The 15,404-nt window shown below is 40.6% G+C and carries 17 protein-coding genes; 14 read left to right on the top strand and 3 right to left on the bottom strand.

Annotated elements, in window-relative coordinates:
• Positions 1-53: 53 nt before the first annotated feature.
• From FTV52_RS04505 to FTV52_RS04535, 7 genes are all read left to right on the top strand, one after another.
• Positions 54-1,061, top strand: a complete 1,008-nt coding sequence (locus FTV52_RS04505; RefSeq protein ID WP_179990086.1) for a sulfate ABC transporter substrate-binding protein — start codon at positions 54-56, stop codon at positions 1,059-1,061.
• Positions 1,062-1,380: 319 nt separating this feature from the next.
• Positions 1,381-1,986: an alpha/beta hydrolase gene (locus tag FTV52_RS04510; RefSeq protein ID WP_096901106.1), complete on the top strand. Its 606-nt coding sequence runs from the start codon at positions 1,381-1,383 to the stop codon at positions 1,984-1,986.
• Positions 1,987-2,073: 87 nt separating this feature from the next.
• Positions 2,074-2,907: a sulfate ABC transporter permease subunit CysT gene (cysT, locus tag FTV52_RS04515; protein WP_004971748.1), complete on the top strand. Its 834-nt coding sequence runs from the start codon at positions 2,074-2,076 to the stop codon at positions 2,905-2,907.
• Complete coding sequence (gene cysW, locus FTV52_RS04520; RefSeq protein WP_096901108.1) at positions 2,904-3,797, top strand: sulfate ABC transporter permease subunit CysW; 894 nt, start codon at positions 2,904-2,906, stop codon at positions 3,795-3,797. Before cysT ends, cysW begins: the two co-directional genes overlap by 4 nt.
• Before the next feature lie 11 nt (positions 3,798-3,808).
• Positions 3,809-4,870: a sulfate/molybdate ABC transporter ATP-binding protein gene (locus tag FTV52_RS04525; RefSeq protein ID WP_179990088.1), complete on the top strand. Its 1,062-nt coding sequence runs from the start codon at positions 3,809-3,811 to the stop codon at positions 4,868-4,870.
• 52 nt (positions 4,871-4,922) lie between these two features.
• Positions 4,923-5,846, top strand: a complete 924-nt coding sequence (locus tag FTV52_RS04530; RefSeq protein ID WP_096901109.1) for a CysB family HTH-type transcriptional regulator — start codon at positions 4,923-4,925, stop codon at positions 5,844-5,846.
• Positions 5,847-6,171: 325 nt separating this feature from the next.
• A complete protein-coding gene (locus tag FTV52_RS04535) occupies positions 6,172-7,230 on the top strand; it encodes an outer membrane protein transport protein (protein ID WP_373683411.1) in 1,059 nt (352 codons plus the stop codon).
• Between the two features lie 56 nt (positions 7,231-7,286).
• Here FTV52_RS04535 and carO read toward each other — a convergent pair whose 3' ends face one another.
• The gene (gene carO / locus FTV52_RS04540; protein WP_179990090.1) at positions 7,287-8,003 is read right to left on the bottom strand and encodes an ornithine uptake porin CarO; all 717 of its coding nucleotides are present in this window, start codon (positions 8,001-8,003) and stop codon (positions 7,287-7,289) included.
• Between the two features lie 301 nt (positions 8,004-8,304).
• On the opposite strand from carO, the gene dapD reads away from it, so the two are divergent.
• The 5 genes from dapD (at position 8,305) to FTV52_RS04565 (ending at position 11,624) form a co-directional block, all read left to right on the top strand.
• Complete coding sequence (gene dapD / locus FTV52_RS04545) at positions 8,305-9,126, top strand: 2,3,4,5-tetrahydropyridine-2,6-dicarboxylate N-succinyltransferase (protein ID WP_179990092.1); 822 nt, start codon at positions 8,305-8,307, stop codon at positions 9,124-9,126.
• 79 nt (positions 9,127-9,205) lie between these two features.
• Positions 9,206-9,916, top strand: a complete 711-nt coding sequence (queE, locus tag FTV52_RS04550) for a 7-carboxy-7-deazaguanine synthase QueE (RefSeq protein ID WP_179989039.1) — start codon at positions 9,206-9,208, stop codon at positions 9,914-9,916.
• Between the two features lie 89 nt (positions 9,917-10,005).
• Positions 10,006-10,677, top strand: a complete 672-nt coding sequence (queC, locus tag FTV52_RS04555; RefSeq protein ID WP_179990094.1) for a 7-cyano-7-deazaguanine synthase QueC — start codon at positions 10,006-10,008, stop codon at positions 10,675-10,677.
• Positions 10,678-10,690: 13 nt separating this feature from the next.
• A complete protein-coding gene (locus FTV52_RS04560; RefSeq protein WP_004971768.1) occupies positions 10,691-11,095 on the top strand; it encodes a hypothetical protein in 405 nt (134 codons plus the stop codon).
• A 70-nt stretch (positions 11,096-11,165) separates the two neighbouring features.
• Positions 11,166-11,624 (top strand): peroxiredoxin, encoded by a 459-nt coding sequence (locus FTV52_RS04565; protein ID WP_096901114.1) that lies wholly within the window; start codon positions 11,166-11,168, stop codon positions 11,622-11,624.
• Positions 11,625-11,702: 78 nt separating this feature from the next.
• On the opposite strand, the gene FTV52_RS04570 is transcribed toward FTV52_RS04565, so the two are convergent.
• Positions 11,703-12,275 (bottom strand): nicotinate-nicotinamide nucleotide adenylyltransferase, encoded by a 573-nt coding sequence (locus tag FTV52_RS04570; RefSeq protein WP_096901115.1) that lies wholly within the window; start codon positions 12,273-12,275, stop codon positions 11,703-11,705.
• Positions 12,276-12,686: 411 nt separating this feature from the next.
• Here FTV52_RS04570 and FTV52_RS04575 point away from each other — a divergent pair, with 411 nt between their 5' ends.
• A complete protein-coding gene (locus FTV52_RS04575; protein WP_096901116.1) occupies positions 12,687-13,487 on the top strand; it encodes an enoyl-CoA hydratase-related protein in 801 nt (266 codons plus the stop codon).
• A 150-nt stretch (positions 13,488-13,637) separates the two neighbouring features.
• Positions 13,638-14,414: a nitroreductase family protein gene (locus tag FTV52_RS04580; protein WP_179990096.1), complete on the top strand. Its 777-nt coding sequence runs from the start codon at positions 13,638-13,640 to the stop codon at positions 14,412-14,414.
• 562 nt (positions 14,415-14,976) lie between these two features.
• Here the strand turns inward: FTV52_RS04580 and FTV52_RS04585 are convergent.
• A complete protein-coding gene (locus tag FTV52_RS04585; protein WP_179990098.1) occupies positions 14,977-15,294 on the bottom strand; it encodes an NGG1p interacting factor NIF3 in 318 nt (105 codons plus the stop codon).
• Between the last annotated feature and the right edge of the window lie 110 nt (positions 15,295-15,404).

Raw genomic sequence — 15,404 nt, forward strand, 5'->3', positions numbered from 1 at the left:
ACTACCGATATGCTTGCCTCATTCAACAACAGATTTAATACCTGAGGTCAAACATGAACTTTACAAAACTGAAAATTGGACTACTGGCGGCAGTACTTTCGGCAACAACCTTGAGCGTTTCTGCAAAAGACTTTCTGAATGTTTCCTACGATCCAACCCGTGAATTATACGATAACTTTAACAAAGATTTTGGTGCGTACTGGAAAAAAGCCACCGGGCAAAACATTAACTTTAAACAATCACATGGCGGTTCGGGCAAACAGGCACGTGCGGTGATTGATGGTCTAGGTGCCGATGTCGTGACTTTGGCACTGGCTGCCGATATTGATGAAATTGCTAAACGCGGTCTATTACCTAAAGACTGGCAAAAGAAATTTCCGCACAACTCGCCCCCTTATACATCCACAATTGTATTTTTAGTGCGTAAAGGCAACCCGAAAGGTATTCGAGATTGGGGCGATTTGGTCAAACCTGGTGTGGAAATCATTACTCCAAATCCAAAAACATCTGGCGGTGCACGCTGGAACTATTTGGCAGCGTGGGCATGGGCAAAACATCAACCTGCGGGCAATGATGCTAAAGCGCAAGAGTTTGTTCGCCAAATTTATAAACAAACCAAAGTATTGGATTCAGGCGCACGTGGCTCAACCACCACTTTTGCAGAACGTGGCATTGGTGATGTTTTGTTAGCTTGGGAAAATGAAGCCTATTTAGCCGTGCGTGAACAACCGGGTAAATTTGAGATCATCACACCTTCTCTATCTATTTTGGCTGAACCGCCTGTGGCGATTGTAGAGAAAAATGTGCAAAAAGATGGCAATCAACACTTAGCCAAAGCCTATTTAAACTATCTCTATTCGCCTGCGGGTCAAAACATTGCTGCGAAGAATTATTACCGACCACGTAATGCTACGGTGTTGGCACAATATAAGTCGCAATTTAAACCATTGAAGTTGGTGACTATTGATCAAGAGTTTGGTGGATGGAGCAAAGTTCAGAAGCAACACTTTGAAAATGGTGGCATTTTCGATCAGATTGTCAAAGCCAACCAAACCAAATAATACTCCGAAAGGTAAATCATACCAAAGCGCTAGCTGAAAACACCCAAATTGAAAAATGCGGGTGTTTTCACAAACGCATTTTTACCTGATTCACATATATCTCTTTTATTCATATAAAATTCATTTTTAATTATTTTTTTTGCATAGAAACTCTAGTTATCCTTGTTGCAGATTATTTAAAACATGAATTTTACAGCATTATCTTACTGAGTTTTGAATCCAAGTGATCACAGCCAAAGCTGAAAATGATGGGTTCAATTCATATTCAAGCGTTATTCAGATCATTATTTCAGGCTGAAATATGCGAAGGAGCATCGACATGATTCATACCGTAATTGTTCCAGGTGTAGGTGGCAGTGAATATGCGCACTGGCAATCTTGGTTACAACGACAACTCATGTCTTGCTCGCGTGTACAACAGTCAGACTGGAATAGCCCAATTTTACAGAACTGGGTTGCTGAATTTGTCAAAACAGTTGCCCCGATTCAGAACGATATTCAAATTGTGGCGCACAGCTTTGGTTGTCTGACCACAGTGGCAGCCTTAGCACAGCAACCTAAATTGCAGGCGAAAATTAAAAATGTGGTTTTGGTTGCACCTGCTAACCCTGCCCGTTTTGGTGAATCTGGTTTTGCACAACACAGCCAAAGCAATTATTCGGCTTATTTTCAGCAACTTAAATTGGCTGTACCGACACGCTTATTGATCAGTGAAAATGACCCATGGCTAAGTTTTGCAGATGCACAGGCACTTGCCCAAGCATGGCAATTAACACCGATTAATTTAGGACAAGTGGGTCATATTAATGTTGCATCAGGCTTTGGGGCATTTCCTGAAATTTATGATTATTTGATTGCAGAAAATATGCAATCACATATCAGTATTTCTGATAACAACAAGTATTTATTCAAATTTGCAATTTAATCTTCGCAAATTATGCTTGTGCCGAATTTATCTTTTACTTTTATCTGTTTGTTTTCAAACACTCATTCTCTCTTTTGAGGAGTCATCATGTCGCAGCGATCCAAAGTGCTGCCAGGATTTGGTCTTTCTCTAGGCTTTACCCTAGCGTATTTATCCTTAATTGTTCTTATTCCCTTATCGGCTGTATTTATTAAATCGCTGGGTATCGGTTGGGATGGTTTATGGGAAATTTTAAGTTCAGAACGTATCCAAAAATCTTTGCAACTCAGTTTTAGCGCTGCGCTCATTGCAGCCTTTATTAATGTCGTCTTCGGCTTATTATTGGCATGGTGTTTGGTACGATACAGCTTTCCGGGCAAACGTATTATAGATTCTTTGGTCGATTTACCTTTTGCATTGCCTACTGCAGTTGCGGGTATTGCCCTGACTTCTTTATACGCACCGACTGGCTGGATTGGACAATATTTAGAACCATTAGGCATTAAAGTCGCGTATACCCCTATCGGGATTACCCTTGCCCTGATTTTTATTGGTATTCCATTTGTTGTGCGTACCGTGCAACCCGTACTCAGTGACTTAGAAACCGAGTTGGAAGAAGCAGCATCTGCGCTAGGGGCTAACCGCTTTCAAATTGTCACCAAAGTGATTTTCCCTATTTTATTGCCTGCACTGATTACAGGTTTTGCCCTCGCATTTGCGCGTGGCGTGGGTGAATATGGCTCGGTGATTTTCATTGCAGGTAACCAACCATTTAAAACTGAAATTGCACCCTTAATGATTATTTCTCGTTTAGAAGAATATGACTACGCAGGTGCAACCACAATTGCTGTGGTGATGTTGCTGATTTCTTTTGTCATGCTGTTCTTAATTAACTTATTACAAGCATGGGCAAGTCGTCGCACAGGGAGAACTGCACGATGAGTTTAAATACCAACAGCAATGCTTTGGCTGAAAAACTACAATCACGCGATGCAACACGTGAACCGACTTGGGTACGCTATACCCTGATTGCAATTGCCTTCATTTTCTTCTTAAGCTGTCTGATTTTGCCGCTGATTTTGGTTTTTGTAGAAGCCTTTAAACAAGGCATTGGTGTCTATGCACAAGCATTGGTGCATCCTGACACTTTATCGGCAGTGAAATTAACCTTACTCACTGCAGCCATTGCCGTACCTTTAAACGTGGTATTTGGTATTGCCGCAGCGTGGTCAGTGGCGAAATTCAATTTCCGTGGTAAGTCGATTCTCACCACCTTAATTGATATGCCTTTTTCAGTTTCTCCTGTCATTGCAGGTTTAATGCTAGTCCTGATTTTTGGTACACAAGGTTGGATGGGCGGCTGGTTGATGGAACACGACATCAAAGTTTTATATGCCGTACCTGCAATTGTGATTGCCACCATCTTCATTACTGTACCTTTTGTGGCGCGTGAATTGATTCCTTTAATGGAAGCGCAAGGCACAGAGGAAGAAGAAGCTGCGATTGTATTAGGTGCATCGGGTTGGCAGACCTTCTGGAAAGTCACTTTGCCAAATATAAAATGGGGTTTAATTTACGGCGTGATTCTGTGTAATGCCCGCGCAATGGGTGAGTTTGGCGCGGTATCTGTGGTATCGGGGCATATTCGCGGAGAAACCAACACCCTACCGCTGCACGTCGAAATTCTCTATAACGAATATACCTTTAGTGCTGCGTTTGCGGTGTCCTCTCTCTTGGCACTTCTCGCGATTGTGACCCTGATTTTAAAAACTTGGGTTGAAATTCGCCAAGAAAAGCAAAACCAACGCAATGAAGATTCAACTGTTTCTTAAGGAATGACCGCATGAGTATTCAAGTTAAAAATATTGAAAAAAATTTTGGTGCATTCCATGCACTTAAAGACATCTCCCTCGATTTTCCAGATGGCCAACTGGTGGCGCTGCTTGGGCCTTCAGGCTGTGGTAAAACCACCTTGTTGCGTATTATTGCAGGATTAGAGTCGGCAGATCGTGGGCAAGTGATATTAGAGGGTCAGGATGCAACCGATGTGCATGTGCGCGAACGTCAAGTTGGATTCGTTTTCCAGCACTATGCCCTATTCCGCCACATGACCGTATTTGACAATATCGCATTTGGTTTACGGGTACGTCCACGTGCAACCCGACCTTCAGAAGCCGAGATTAAAAAGCGTGTTATGCGTTTACTCGACTTGGTACAGTTAAGCTTTTTAGCAGACCGTTATCCTGCACAATTATCGGGTGGACAACGTCAACGTATTGCTTTGGCACGTGCCTTAGCGGTAGAACCACGCGTATTGTTATTGGATGAACCTTTTGGTGCGCTTGATGCCAAAGTGCGTAAAGAATTACGTCGTTGGTTAAGAACTTTGCATGATGAATTACACATCACTTCAATTTTCGTGACCCACGATCAGGAAGAAGCACTCGAAGTTGCCGATCAAATTATTGTCATGAACAAAGGTAATGTCGAACAAATTGGTTCACCGCGTGAAGTGTATGAACAGCCTGCAACTCCGTTTGTATTTGACTTCTTAGGTCAAGCCAACCGTTTTGAAGGACAACATCATCAAGGGGTTGTGCAAATTGGTGAAGATCGCGTACAACTTCTCAATCAACCAAATGCACCACAAGGCAAAGTGATTGCATTTGCGCGTCCAGATGAGTTGCATATTCATGCCCAACCACAGGAAAATACCATTCAAGCGACCTTCTTACGTGAGGTTTGGATTGCTGGTAAAGTAGTTGCAGAATTGCAAGATCGCCAAGGGAATTTAATTGAAATTGCACTCACTGCAGATGAAGCGAAACTGCACCAATTCCGCCCAAATCAAACGGTTTGGTTAAGTGTAACCACTTTACATTTATTTGAAAATCAAGTCGCATAAGGACATCAAGATGGAGCCTAACCCGCTCCATCCTTTTTAGGGTTGCACCACTATGAACTTCCAACAACTTAGAATTATTAGAGAAACCGTTCGGCAAAACTTTAATTTAACCGAAGCGTCTGCGGCACTATACACTTCTCAATCGGGCGTGAGTAAGCACATTAAAGACCTTGAAGATGAACTTGGTGTGCAGCTTTTTGTGCGCAAAGGCAAACGTCTATTAGGTTTAACCGAGCCAGGACAAGCTTTGCTGAGTATTGTCGAACGCATGTTGGTTGATGCAGATAACATTAAACGCCTTGCCGATGACTTTAATAAAGTCGATGAAGGCACGCTCACCATTGCGACTACACATACCCAAGCGCGTTATGTGCTGCCGCCTATTGTGAATTTGTTTAAAAAAGAATTCCCTAAAGTACATTTGATTTTGCAACAAGCCAGCCCTGTTGAAATTGCCGAAATGCTGCTACAAGGTGAAGCCGATATTGGTATTGCAACCGAATCTCTAACCACTGAAGAGAACTTGGCAAGTGTGCCTTATTATGACTGGCGCCACAGCATTATTACCCCGCAAGATCATCCTTTAGCCAGTAAAACTGAGATTAGCCTGACCGATTTGGCAGAATATCCAATCATCACTTATCACGGCGGCTTTACGGGACGTTCTAAAATTGACAAAGCATTTACCGATGCAGGAATTGATGTCAATATCGTCATGTCTGCACTTGATGCCGATGTTATTAAGACCTATGTTGAATTGGGCATGGGCGTAGGTGTGGTGAACAATGTGGCATACGATGCAGAACGTGATTACCGCCTAAAACAAATCCAGACCGATATTTTTGGGGTAAACACCACGTGGATTGCGGTTCGCAAAGGGCATTTACTGCGTGGCTATGGCTATGAGTTTATTTCTTTATGTGCACCAAATGCCGATATTAAAGCTTTAAAACGTATCGCCTATCCCGAAGAATAAAACAGTAATACATAAGAGAGCCTAGGCTCTCTTTTAGTTCTCTGGCAAAATTCCTGCTGATCTAAATGCCTAGAAATAATCAAAATAATGATTTTAATTCATAAGAAAAATGAATAAAATATAATCAAAAAATAAAAAACTTAATTTGATTTTAAACACGATTCTATAATTTAGACCAAGGACGTAACATGAAATTTCACATTTTTGTCGGATTGCTTATGTCCTGCCGCTAAGTTATGCCTCTGCCGCAGCTTTAGAACGTAGCGCTCAATCGGTACATGCATTATTTGAAAAAGGTAATTATGCGGAAGTCGCTTTGCTCCAAGTGGATCCCAATATTTCAGGTCAGGTACAGCATCAACAAAATATTGCAGAATTAGGCGTTCAAGATTTTTCAACAGGCAATTTAGTCAATAATCAACACTTCATTCAAGCTGCATTAAAATTACAACCACATCCACAAATTTCTGTGGCGTTATTATTTGACCAACCTTATTTTGTTGATGTGGATTATCACTATAGTCCTATTCTTTCAGGTGAACCCTTACCTATAGAAAATGCAGATATTAAGTTTGATTCTAGAAATATTACGGCACTCATTGGCTATCAACCCACACAACATTGGAACCTCTTTACAGGTCTGAGTTACCAGTCATTTTCAGGTGATCTGAAAATTGGTACACAAGTTGACTATACCTTTTTTAATTATCACGTAAATTTCCCCAAAGACCATGCATGGGGTTGGTTAGCAGGTGTAAGCTACCAAATTCCTGAATATGCATTTAATACAGCAATTACTTATCGCTCTAAAATCAAGCACAGTACCAATGCAAGCGAAAGTATTTGGGGATTTCCTTTAGAGATTGCACCACAACAAGCAACGGAAATTCAGACCCCAGAATCGGTGAATTTAGATTTTCACACAGGTTTACCTGCGCAAAATTTTCTGTATGGATCATTGCGGTGGGTCAATTGGCAAGATTTTAAAATTCAGCCCACTCAATTTGCTGCAATTCTGCAATCTGAAGGACTAGGTAATCAGTTCAACCTGATTGATTACCAAAAGAATCAATGGTCGACCCGTTTGGGGGTTGCCCATCAATGGTCATCCAAATGGATCACTGCGGTGGAAGGATTGTGGGATTCTGGTGCAGGTAATCCTGCCTCAAGCTTAAATCCCGTAGACGGCTATATTGGTGTTGGTACGGGCGCGGTTTATCACTTCACCCCCAAAACGTTTATGATTGCAGGTCTACTTTATTTGCACTTTACTAAGCCAGACACGCTACAGCCGCAGTCCTTAATCACGCAAATCTCAAGTTTTTCTTCACTCGAACAACGTGAGGCTTGGGTTTATAATTTAAAATTGGCACACCGCTTTTAAACTATAAAAAAAACGAGCCGAAGCTCGTTTTTTGGTTTAGCTCAAGCTAATAGATATTACCAGTGGTAACTTACACCAAGTTTAGCAACTGGCATCCATTCGTATTTATCATCGTTACGAACTTCATTAAGGTGATCCTCAACTAAAGCAGCATCTGAAGGTTGTTTACCATGGTAGTTCACATTTGTCACTGTGGGATTACCAGTATAATAGGCACCAACTTCACCAAAGACACCCCAATTTTTATTAATTTTTGGTGCAAAACCTAGGCCTAAATATGGTGCAATGTCATTGCTATAATCTAGATCATAGCTAAGTTGGTCTAAGCCTGTATTTTTGCCGTCAACTTTAATGGTTCCACCATCATTACGAGCTTGTAAGCCGTATTGTTGATCGATGTAGCCAACACCTGCTGCAACATAAACACTTTGTGCCCATTTATTTGGACTTGCGCCCCATGGACGAATCTCAGCATTTAAGTAAGTCAAGTTGTTGTCCATATCAACATCATAGTTAACATCATCAACTTCTACGTCATCCGACCAAGAAATATCGCCACCGTTATAACCAAGAGCTAAGCCCACATAAGGGTTTGCAGTCCAAAGTAAGGCACCGCCATAACCTGTTGTACCAACTTCAGCACGCACACCTGTTGGAATGAGTTGGTTACGATCAAACGCATAACCATCTTGTACCACAGCTGTGTCTGCCATTGCAGAACCTGCAACAGCTGCCAACACCGATGCGGCTAAAATTGAGTGTAAAGTTTTCATTGTGTTTCTCCTCAAAATAAAGCTTTTTGAATTTTCATTCGTTCGTTTTTCATGTGAAAACTATAGAGCTTATTGCACTCAGTATTTATGCAAGATTTGCTAGGTTTATGTTATCTTTTGATACAAATTTATTTTTATTGTTTATTGCAAAAGCAATTATTTTCAAAACTTCAACAATTTAGTGCGCAATTTGACTTGTTTTATTTAGCGAAGGATAAACTGCAATCAACTCCAATTTTTATCTATTCCTCGCTCAATATAGTGTAAAATCTTGGAAATTTTATTTCTGGTAAGAACATCGATGTCTCAACTTTCCACAATCATTGAACAAGCATTTGAAGACCGCGCTAATTTCAGCGCTGCAGATTGTCCCACTGAAATTCGTCAGGCAGTTGAACAAGCGATTGCAGGTTTAGATAACGGCACATTACGCGTTGCTGAAAAAATTAATGGTGAGTGGATCGTTCATCAATGGTTAAAAAAGGCAGTGTTGTTATCTTTTAAACTCAATGATAACAAGCCGATTGAATCTTGCGATTTGCGTTTCTACGACAAAGTAGACACGAAATTTACAGGCTGGACTGACGAGCAATTTAAACAAGCAGGTGTACGTGTTGTACCACCAGCTGTTGCACGTAAAGGTTCATTCCAAGCCAAAAATGTGGTGTTAATGCCATCTTATGTCAACATTGGCGCTTATGTAGATGAAGGCACCATGGTCGATACTTGGGCAACTGTAGGTTCATGTGCGCAAATTGGTAAAAACGTGCATTTATCGGGTGGTGTAGGCATTGGTGGTGTACTTGAGCCACTTCAAGCAAACCCAACGATTATTGAAGACAACTGCTTCATTGGTGCACGTTCTGAAATTGTTGAAGGCGTGATTGTAGAAGAAGGTTCTGTCATTTCTATGGGCGTTTATATTGGTCAATCGACCAAAATTTATGACCGTGAAACTGGCGAAATCCATTATGGTCGTGTACCTGCAGGTTCGGTGGTCGTTTCTGGCAACCTGCCTTCTAAATGTGGCACTTATAGCTTGTATGCTGCTATCATTGTGAAGAAAGTAGATGCGAAAACCCGTGCAAAAACCAGTTTGAACGACTTATTACGCGAAGACTAAACTTTTTTAGTTTTCTCCATCTCTACGGCCAGCAATGACCGTAGGGATTTTTGTTTTTTTACATACTGTGATGAATTTTATGAATACCCTCCGATCTTCCGCTATTCCTGTTTCTGATCCGTCTGCGGGTTTACGCATCACGGAGATTTTCTATTCATTGCAGGGCGAAGCCAATACGTCTGGTTTACCGACAGTCTTTATTCGTCTTACGGGTTGTCCATTGCGTTGCCATTACTGTGATACCACCTATTCTTTTGAAGGTGGCGAACGTCAATCTTTAGATGACATCATCCAAACCACGCTAGATTTTAAAACACCGTATGTATGTGTGACAGGTGGTGAACCTCTGGCTCAACCGAATGCACTGCCACTCATGCAACGCTTGGCAGATTTAGGTTGTGAAGTGTCTTTGGAAACCAGTGGAGCTTTAGATATTTCTAAAGTGGATAACCGTGTGTCGAAGGTGCTGGATTTAAAAACCCCTGCATCGGGTGAAATGTCACGCAATTTATTATCAAATTTAGATTTTTTAAACCCACATGATCAAATCAAATTTGTGATTTGCAATCATGACGATTATCTTTGGGCGAAGCAGCAAGTTGAGCAATATCAGTTGCATAAAAAAGTCGATACAGTGTGGTTCTCCCCTGCATTTGCTGTCGAAAAAGGTGCAGTCGCCTTGCCACAACTTGCACGTGATTTGGCACAGTGGATTTTAGCCGACCATCTCCCTGTTCGTTTCCAATTGCAATTACATAAATTGCTTTGGAATGATGAAACAGGTCGTTAATCTCCTCACGAATCCCCATTCGTATTGACGTCAATCTTCACACTTTTGCTCAAGTTCTATCGCTATATTTTAAAATTTGGAGTTCAATTATGCGCCCTCGTGCCATTGTATTGTTATCTGGTGGATTAGACTCAACCACGTGTTTGGCATGGGCACAAGCGCGTTATGAATGTATTGCACTTAGTTTTATGTATGGTCAACGCTCGACTACAGAGCTAGATGCTGCACGTGCCTTGACTAAAAATGCAGGCATTGAGCATCGTGTGATTAATATTGATTTAGGCAACTTGGGCGGTTCTGCCCTGACCGATCACAGCATTGAAGTACCTGATCATGAGCAAGAAGGTATTCCTGTGACTTATGTGCCTGCGCGTAATACCATCTTCCTGTCTTATGCTTTGGCAGCTGTCGAAGTTTTTGATGCAGAAGCAATTGTGATTGGTATTAATGCGGTAGATTATTCGGGCTATCCTGACTGTCGTCCTGAATTTATTGATGCTTTTGCCAATATGGCACGCTTGGCAACCAAAGTTGGTGTAGAAGGCAAACCGTTAAAATTTGAGACACCTTTGTTACATTTATCCAAAGCAAATATTATTCGCTTAGGTATTGAACATGGCGTAGACTATAGTCAAACGGTTTCTTGCTACCAAGCAGATGACCAAGGACGTGCTTGTGGTAAATGTGACAGCTGTCGTTTACGCAAACAAGGTTTTGCCGATGCCGGTGTTGCAGACCCAACGCGTTATATACCGTCATAACAAGGTAAAGTGTATGAAAAATTTAAAATCAAACATTATAGTTTCTGCGATTATGTCTGTTGCTGCATTATTCGCAACAACGACACACGCAAATAATGACAAGTTGCAACAAGCATATAAAAGCACCAATGTAAAAGCAGCTTTAATTAATGTTTGTAAAGAAGAAACTGCAAAAGGCAAAAAACTGACTACAGCTGAAGTAAGCAAATATTGTACTTGTGCAGTAGAAGCAGATGGTAAATTAACCAACGCTCAAAAATGGGAAATTCAAAGCGCAATTAACCAGAAAAAGAGCCCTGCGACTTTAGCTTTTGTACAAAAGCAAAATAAAGATTTGCAAACTTGTTTTGGTCCTCAGCTTACAGGTAAATTAAAAACCTTAACTGAAGAAGCAATGAAAGCGGCTGAGAAAAAATAATTTTTCTTAACAATTTCAACTAGCCACTTTATGTGGCTAGTTTTTTATGTGCATGATTTTGGAGAAAAATATGAGCACGACAATTCAATTACCAAATCAAGCTTTTCCTGCAACCACAGGCGAAGTCAATTTAACCGAACTTGGTACAGATTGGTTAGTGGTGTATTTTTACCCGAAAGATTCTACCCCAGGCTGCACCACACAAGCTGTCGATTTTACTGCGCTAAAGCCACAATTTGATGCGCTTAATACCACCATCATTGGCATTTCGCGCGACTCAGTCAAAGCCCATCAAAACTTTACCGAAAAACAATCTTTAGGCATCAACTTGATTAGCGATAAAGAAGAAGTATTGTGTCAGTTGTTTGATGTGATTAAAGAAAAAAATATGTATGGCAAAAAAGTTATGGGCATTGAACGCTCTACTTTTATTTTCCATCAAGGTCAATTACTGAAAGAATATCGTAAAGTCAAAGCTGCAGGACATGCCGAGCAAGTGCTTGCGGATTTAACCGCTTTACAGGCTTAATTTTCAGCCTCTAAAAAAACACAATGTTCTGGATGATTGAAAGCTTTTTCAATCATCCTTTTTCATTTAAAAACTGGATTACTCCGTCAAATTACTGCTGTCCTGCTGCTGGTATTTGTCTTGTAATTGACGATAAATTTCCGTGTTTTGAAATGCGGTTAAGAAATCAATTGTGCCTTGCGGGAAAAAATTAGGCTGTATTTCCCCACGATAATAAGCCTCACGTGCAGGCGTAGCAGACATGGCATCTTGCAAGCTGTCTAATTCTACCATCTCCCATTCAGGGAAAAACTTTAAATAATAAGACGAGTCATCTTTAAAATGCCCAATTAAACCAACACGATCTTGCGGTTGAATCAATTCACCGACTAAAGATTTGACTAGTTTTTGCCATTTTTCATCATTGTAGACATCTACGACATGCACAAACTTAATCCGTTCTTGCATCTCAGGTGAAAAGTTAGACAAAATCATCTGCTCACGTTCTTTGGCTAAAAACGGATTTTTTAAATTGCGCTCATTTTGTGCAGAACCTAATGCCAAAATCACATAATGACTACGTGCTAACGCAATTTGAATGGTTTGCAAATGCGCCAAATGAAATGGCTGAAAGCGGCCAATGAAAACCAAATAATCAAACGTATATTGCATAATAAATACGCCAATCCTAATTTTGATAACAACATGATGCTATCTGATACGCGGAAATGTCATCCACAACCTGCGTGGTATCAACTCATTATTGTTTTTGCAAGATAATAAATCAAAAACAATAATTGGGCAGGTTTCGTGGATGACAAATGGTTTTGCCTACTTTTGCCAAAACAAAAGTAGGTCGAACCGAAGGTTAATCCTAAAATAGAATTAATAGACGTTAAGATTCCGCCTTGCTTATTCATTTTTTAAATGAACAACCCCAAATTCTAAATAAATTTCACATTGAATTAGGAACGCAAATCTCATCATTCACTAACTTTTTATGAACTCATGAGTTGTGCCAGCGCTGCGAATTTGCGACATAATGAGCCATAAATTCAAACCAATCAAAGCAAGGATAGTACGATGACACTGAGCTGTATTCAACAACCTCACCCACATTTGAATGCGAATTTAGACAATGGCGTACTGACTTTAGCCATCAACCGACCAGAAGCAAAAAACGCGCTGTATGGTGAATTATATTTGTGGATTGCACAAGCCTTAGATGAAGCAGATCAGTCCAACGCAGTACGTTGTGTAATTTTACGTGGCACAGATGCAGATTTTAGTGCTGGCAATGACATGCAAGACTTTATGAAGTCTGCTGCACTTAAAGGACAACTACCTGCTGCCGAAGGCCCTCCATTCATCTTATTAAAATCTGCAGCTAAGTTTTCTAAACCGCTGATTGCAGCTGTACGTGGGGTGGCAATTGGCATTGGTGTCACAATTCTATTACATGCAGATTTGGTATATAGCGACAATACTGCCCTATTCCAAATTCCATTTGTGAGCTTGGGCTTATCGCCTGAAGGTGCATCAAGCAAACTTCTAGTAGAACAAGCAGGCTATCACAAAGCGGCTGAACTGTTGCTAACTGCACAAAAATTCAATAGCGAAACGGCATTATCGGCAAATTTAGTTAATAGCATTGAAACCGATGTCTATGCAACGGCGCAACAAAAAGCAGCACAATTGGCAGCTTTACCATTGGCATCACTTAAACAATCTAAAGCCCTCATGAAACATAATGTCAATGAAATTGTGGCGTGGATTGACCATGAAGCAGAGATTTTTATGCAACGTGTCGGCTCAGCAGAAATGATGGAAGCGGTGCAGGCCTTTATGCAAAAACGTAAACCTGATTTCAGCCAATTTAATTAAGCGCTGTTTAGCTGAAATGTACTTACACCCATTTCAAGTAAACTAGACGTTTTAAAACCACATTCATTTTGGCTGAATGTGGTTTTTTCTTTATTCGCCCCCATATTCTGCAATGTGCTATCAATCATTAAAAAATTGAGGAAAATTGTAATGTCTAATCCAAATCCAGCTGATGTTAAAGCTGAAAAAAAAGAACGTTATTTTGAGCCTGCACCACAAGATATTGATATAGAAAACTTTAAAAAAGTCATTCAAAGCCGTCGTTCGGTGCGTAAATTTACCGACAAAGCCATTCCTGTTGAAGTGTTGGATGATTGTTTAGATATGGCTTTATTGGCACCGAACTCATCTAATTTACAACCATGGACTTTTGTCGTGGTGCAAAACCCTGCCAAGAAGAAACAACTGGTTAAAGCCTGCTTAGGACAGCTTGCTGCTCGCACTGCAGCAGAGCTAATTGTGTGTATTGCACGCACAGACCGTGTTGATGAAATGGCAAAAAAGAACATCAGCGAGTTTCCTTTTCCTGAAGCACCTGCTTCAGTCAAAAAATATTACAAGTTTATTCCTTATAACTACATGACTGGCTACTTAAACGCATTAGGTAACTTTAAGAAAGTCGCTTTCAAAATTGCACGTAGTTTAGATAAACAATTACCTGTGACTGCATTTAACCCTGCAGATGCCAAACTTTGGGCAAGTAAAACTACAGCACTCGCCTGTGAAAATATGGTCTTGGCCCTTCGCGCACACGGTTTTGATAGCTGCATGATGGAAGGTTTTGATGAGCCGATGGTACGCAAACTCTTAAAACTGAATGATCAACAATTTCCAGTGATGGTGATTGCTGCAGGTGAACGTGCCGAAGATGGTGTCTTTTTCCCGCAATACCGTTTTGACCGTGACCTGTTTATTCAGAAAGTCTAGGGGCTGTTAACATTTCATAAATGGCTTGCGCTGTAGGCTAAAACTGAGCAGATTAGGCATGAAACGCAAGGAATAGCGAGACTATTGCCAAGTTTCATAACGTAATCTGAGAAAGTTTTAGCCACATGAGCAAGAACAAAGCGCTGCTTTGTTTGCTGCGCAAGGGGACGAGCATATTTTTTGCTGCTATTGCGTTATGAGTCAGTCATTTAGAATAACTAAATTTCCTGCCCCATGCCTTATATCAGCTAAAAAACCTTGCGAGATATATCTCTCACGTCGCAAACATAGATGAAGTGTCAACAGACCCTAATATTTCAACTGTATTTTTAAAACCTAGCCACATTTTGACTCGTGATAAGGCGACAAGGATGTCGCCCGTTAGACTGTGGTACAGGACGTACCATCAGTCTAACAGAGGGCTTTTGTTACTTTTCGCCCGTGAAAAGTAAAATCTATCTACGCAACTTATATTTGCCCCAATCCATATATGAGTGATCGTACAATTCTATTTTTCTTTAAAAATTGGTATTTAAGTCTTTAAAAATTGGTATTTAAGTCTTTAAAAATTAATATCTAAAAGTTGTATAAACTCAAAGGCAGGCTCTTCGTAAGGATGGCTTGCCTTGAGCGCTTTTGCGACTGCCTGAGCATTTTGCTCAGGTACAATGGTTTCCACGCGCCATTCGGCAACGTGTTCCAAAGCATCTAACTCACCAATAAAAGTATTTGCTCCTTTTACAGGTTTAAATTGCCCTGTGCCTAAAACCTGCCATGCACAATGTTCATAATTGCCAATTCCACCTGCACCCGCTGCAAAAATAGCCAGTTTGGTTTCTTCAAGATGAGATTCAGGCACATAATAAATCAGTTTGAGCATATTTAAGCTTCGCTATCCATTTCACAATTAATTAGAAATTAGCATAAAAATTTGAGCATTGTTGCTATTTTGGCAACCTATACGCATCATCCAATCCTCGATTTATATAG

The sequence above is a fragment of the Acinetobacter sp. YH1901141 genome (genome assembly GCF_013416935.1).
Lineage (GTDB): Bacteria > Pseudomonadota > Gammaproteobacteria > Pseudomonadales > Moraxellaceae > Acinetobacter > Acinetobacter towneri.

What these genes read in the sequence shown, in the direction of transcription:
- FTV52_RS04565 (WP_096901114.1), top strand. Translation starts at nt 11,166, where the DNA reads ATGAGCACGACAATTCAATTACCAAATCAAGCTTTTCCTGCAACCACA.
- carO (WP_179990090.1), bottom strand. Translation starts at nt 8,003, where the DNA reads ATGAAAACTTTACACTCAATTTTAGCCGCATCGGTGTTGGCAGCTGTT.
- FTV52_RS04560 (WP_004971768.1), top strand. Translation starts at nt 10,691, where the DNA reads ATGAAAAATTTAAAATCAAACATTATAGTTTCTGCGATTATGTCTGTT.
- FTV52_RS04510 (WP_096901106.1), top strand. Translation starts at nt 1,381, where the DNA reads ATGATTCATACCGTAATTGTTCCAGGTGTAGGTGGCAGTGAATATGCG.
- queC (WP_179990094.1), top strand. Translation starts at nt 10,006, where the DNA reads ATGCGCCCTCGTGCCATTGTATTGTTATCTGGTGGATTAGACTCAACC.
- FTV52_RS04580 (WP_179990096.1), top strand. Translation starts at nt 13,638, where the DNA reads ATGTCTAATCCAAATCCAGCTGATGTTAAAGCTGAAAAAAAAGAACGT.
- FTV52_RS04585 (WP_179990098.1), bottom strand. Translation starts at nt 15,294, where the DNA reads ATGCTCAAACTGATTTATTATGTGCCTGAATCTCATCTTGAAGAAACC.
- FTV52_RS04505 (WP_179990086.1), top strand. Translation starts at nt 54, where the DNA reads ATGAACTTTACAAAACTGAAAATTGGACTACTGGCGGCAGTACTTTCG.
- dapD (WP_179990092.1), top strand. Translation starts at nt 8,305, where the DNA reads ATGTCTCAACTTTCCACAATCATTGAACAAGCATTTGAAGACCGCGCT.
- FTV52_RS04570 (WP_096901115.1), bottom strand. Translation starts at nt 12,275, where the DNA reads ATGCAATATACGTTTGATTATTTGGTTTTCATTGGCCGCTTTCAGCCA.
- cysW (WP_096901108.1), top strand. Translation starts at nt 2,904, where the DNA reads ATGAGTTTAAATACCAACAGCAATGCTTTGGCTGAAAAACTACAATCA.
- FTV52_RS04575 (WP_096901116.1), top strand. Translation starts at nt 12,687, where the DNA reads ATGACACTGAGCTGTATTCAACAACCTCACCCACATTTGAATGCGAAT.
- queE (WP_179989039.1), top strand. Translation starts at nt 9,206, where the DNA reads ATGAATACCCTCCGATCTTCCGCTATTCCTGTTTCTGATCCGTCTGCG.
- FTV52_RS04530 (WP_096901109.1), top strand. Translation starts at nt 4,923, where the DNA reads ATGAACTTCCAACAACTTAGAATTATTAGAGAAACCGTTCGGCAAAAC.
- cysT (WP_004971748.1), top strand. Translation starts at nt 2,074, where the DNA reads ATGTCGCAGCGATCCAAAGTGCTGCCAGGATTTGGTCTTTCTCTAGGC.
- FTV52_RS04525 (WP_179990088.1), top strand. Translation starts at nt 3,809, where the DNA reads ATGAGTATTCAAGTTAAAAATATTGAAAAAAATTTTGGTGCATTCCAT.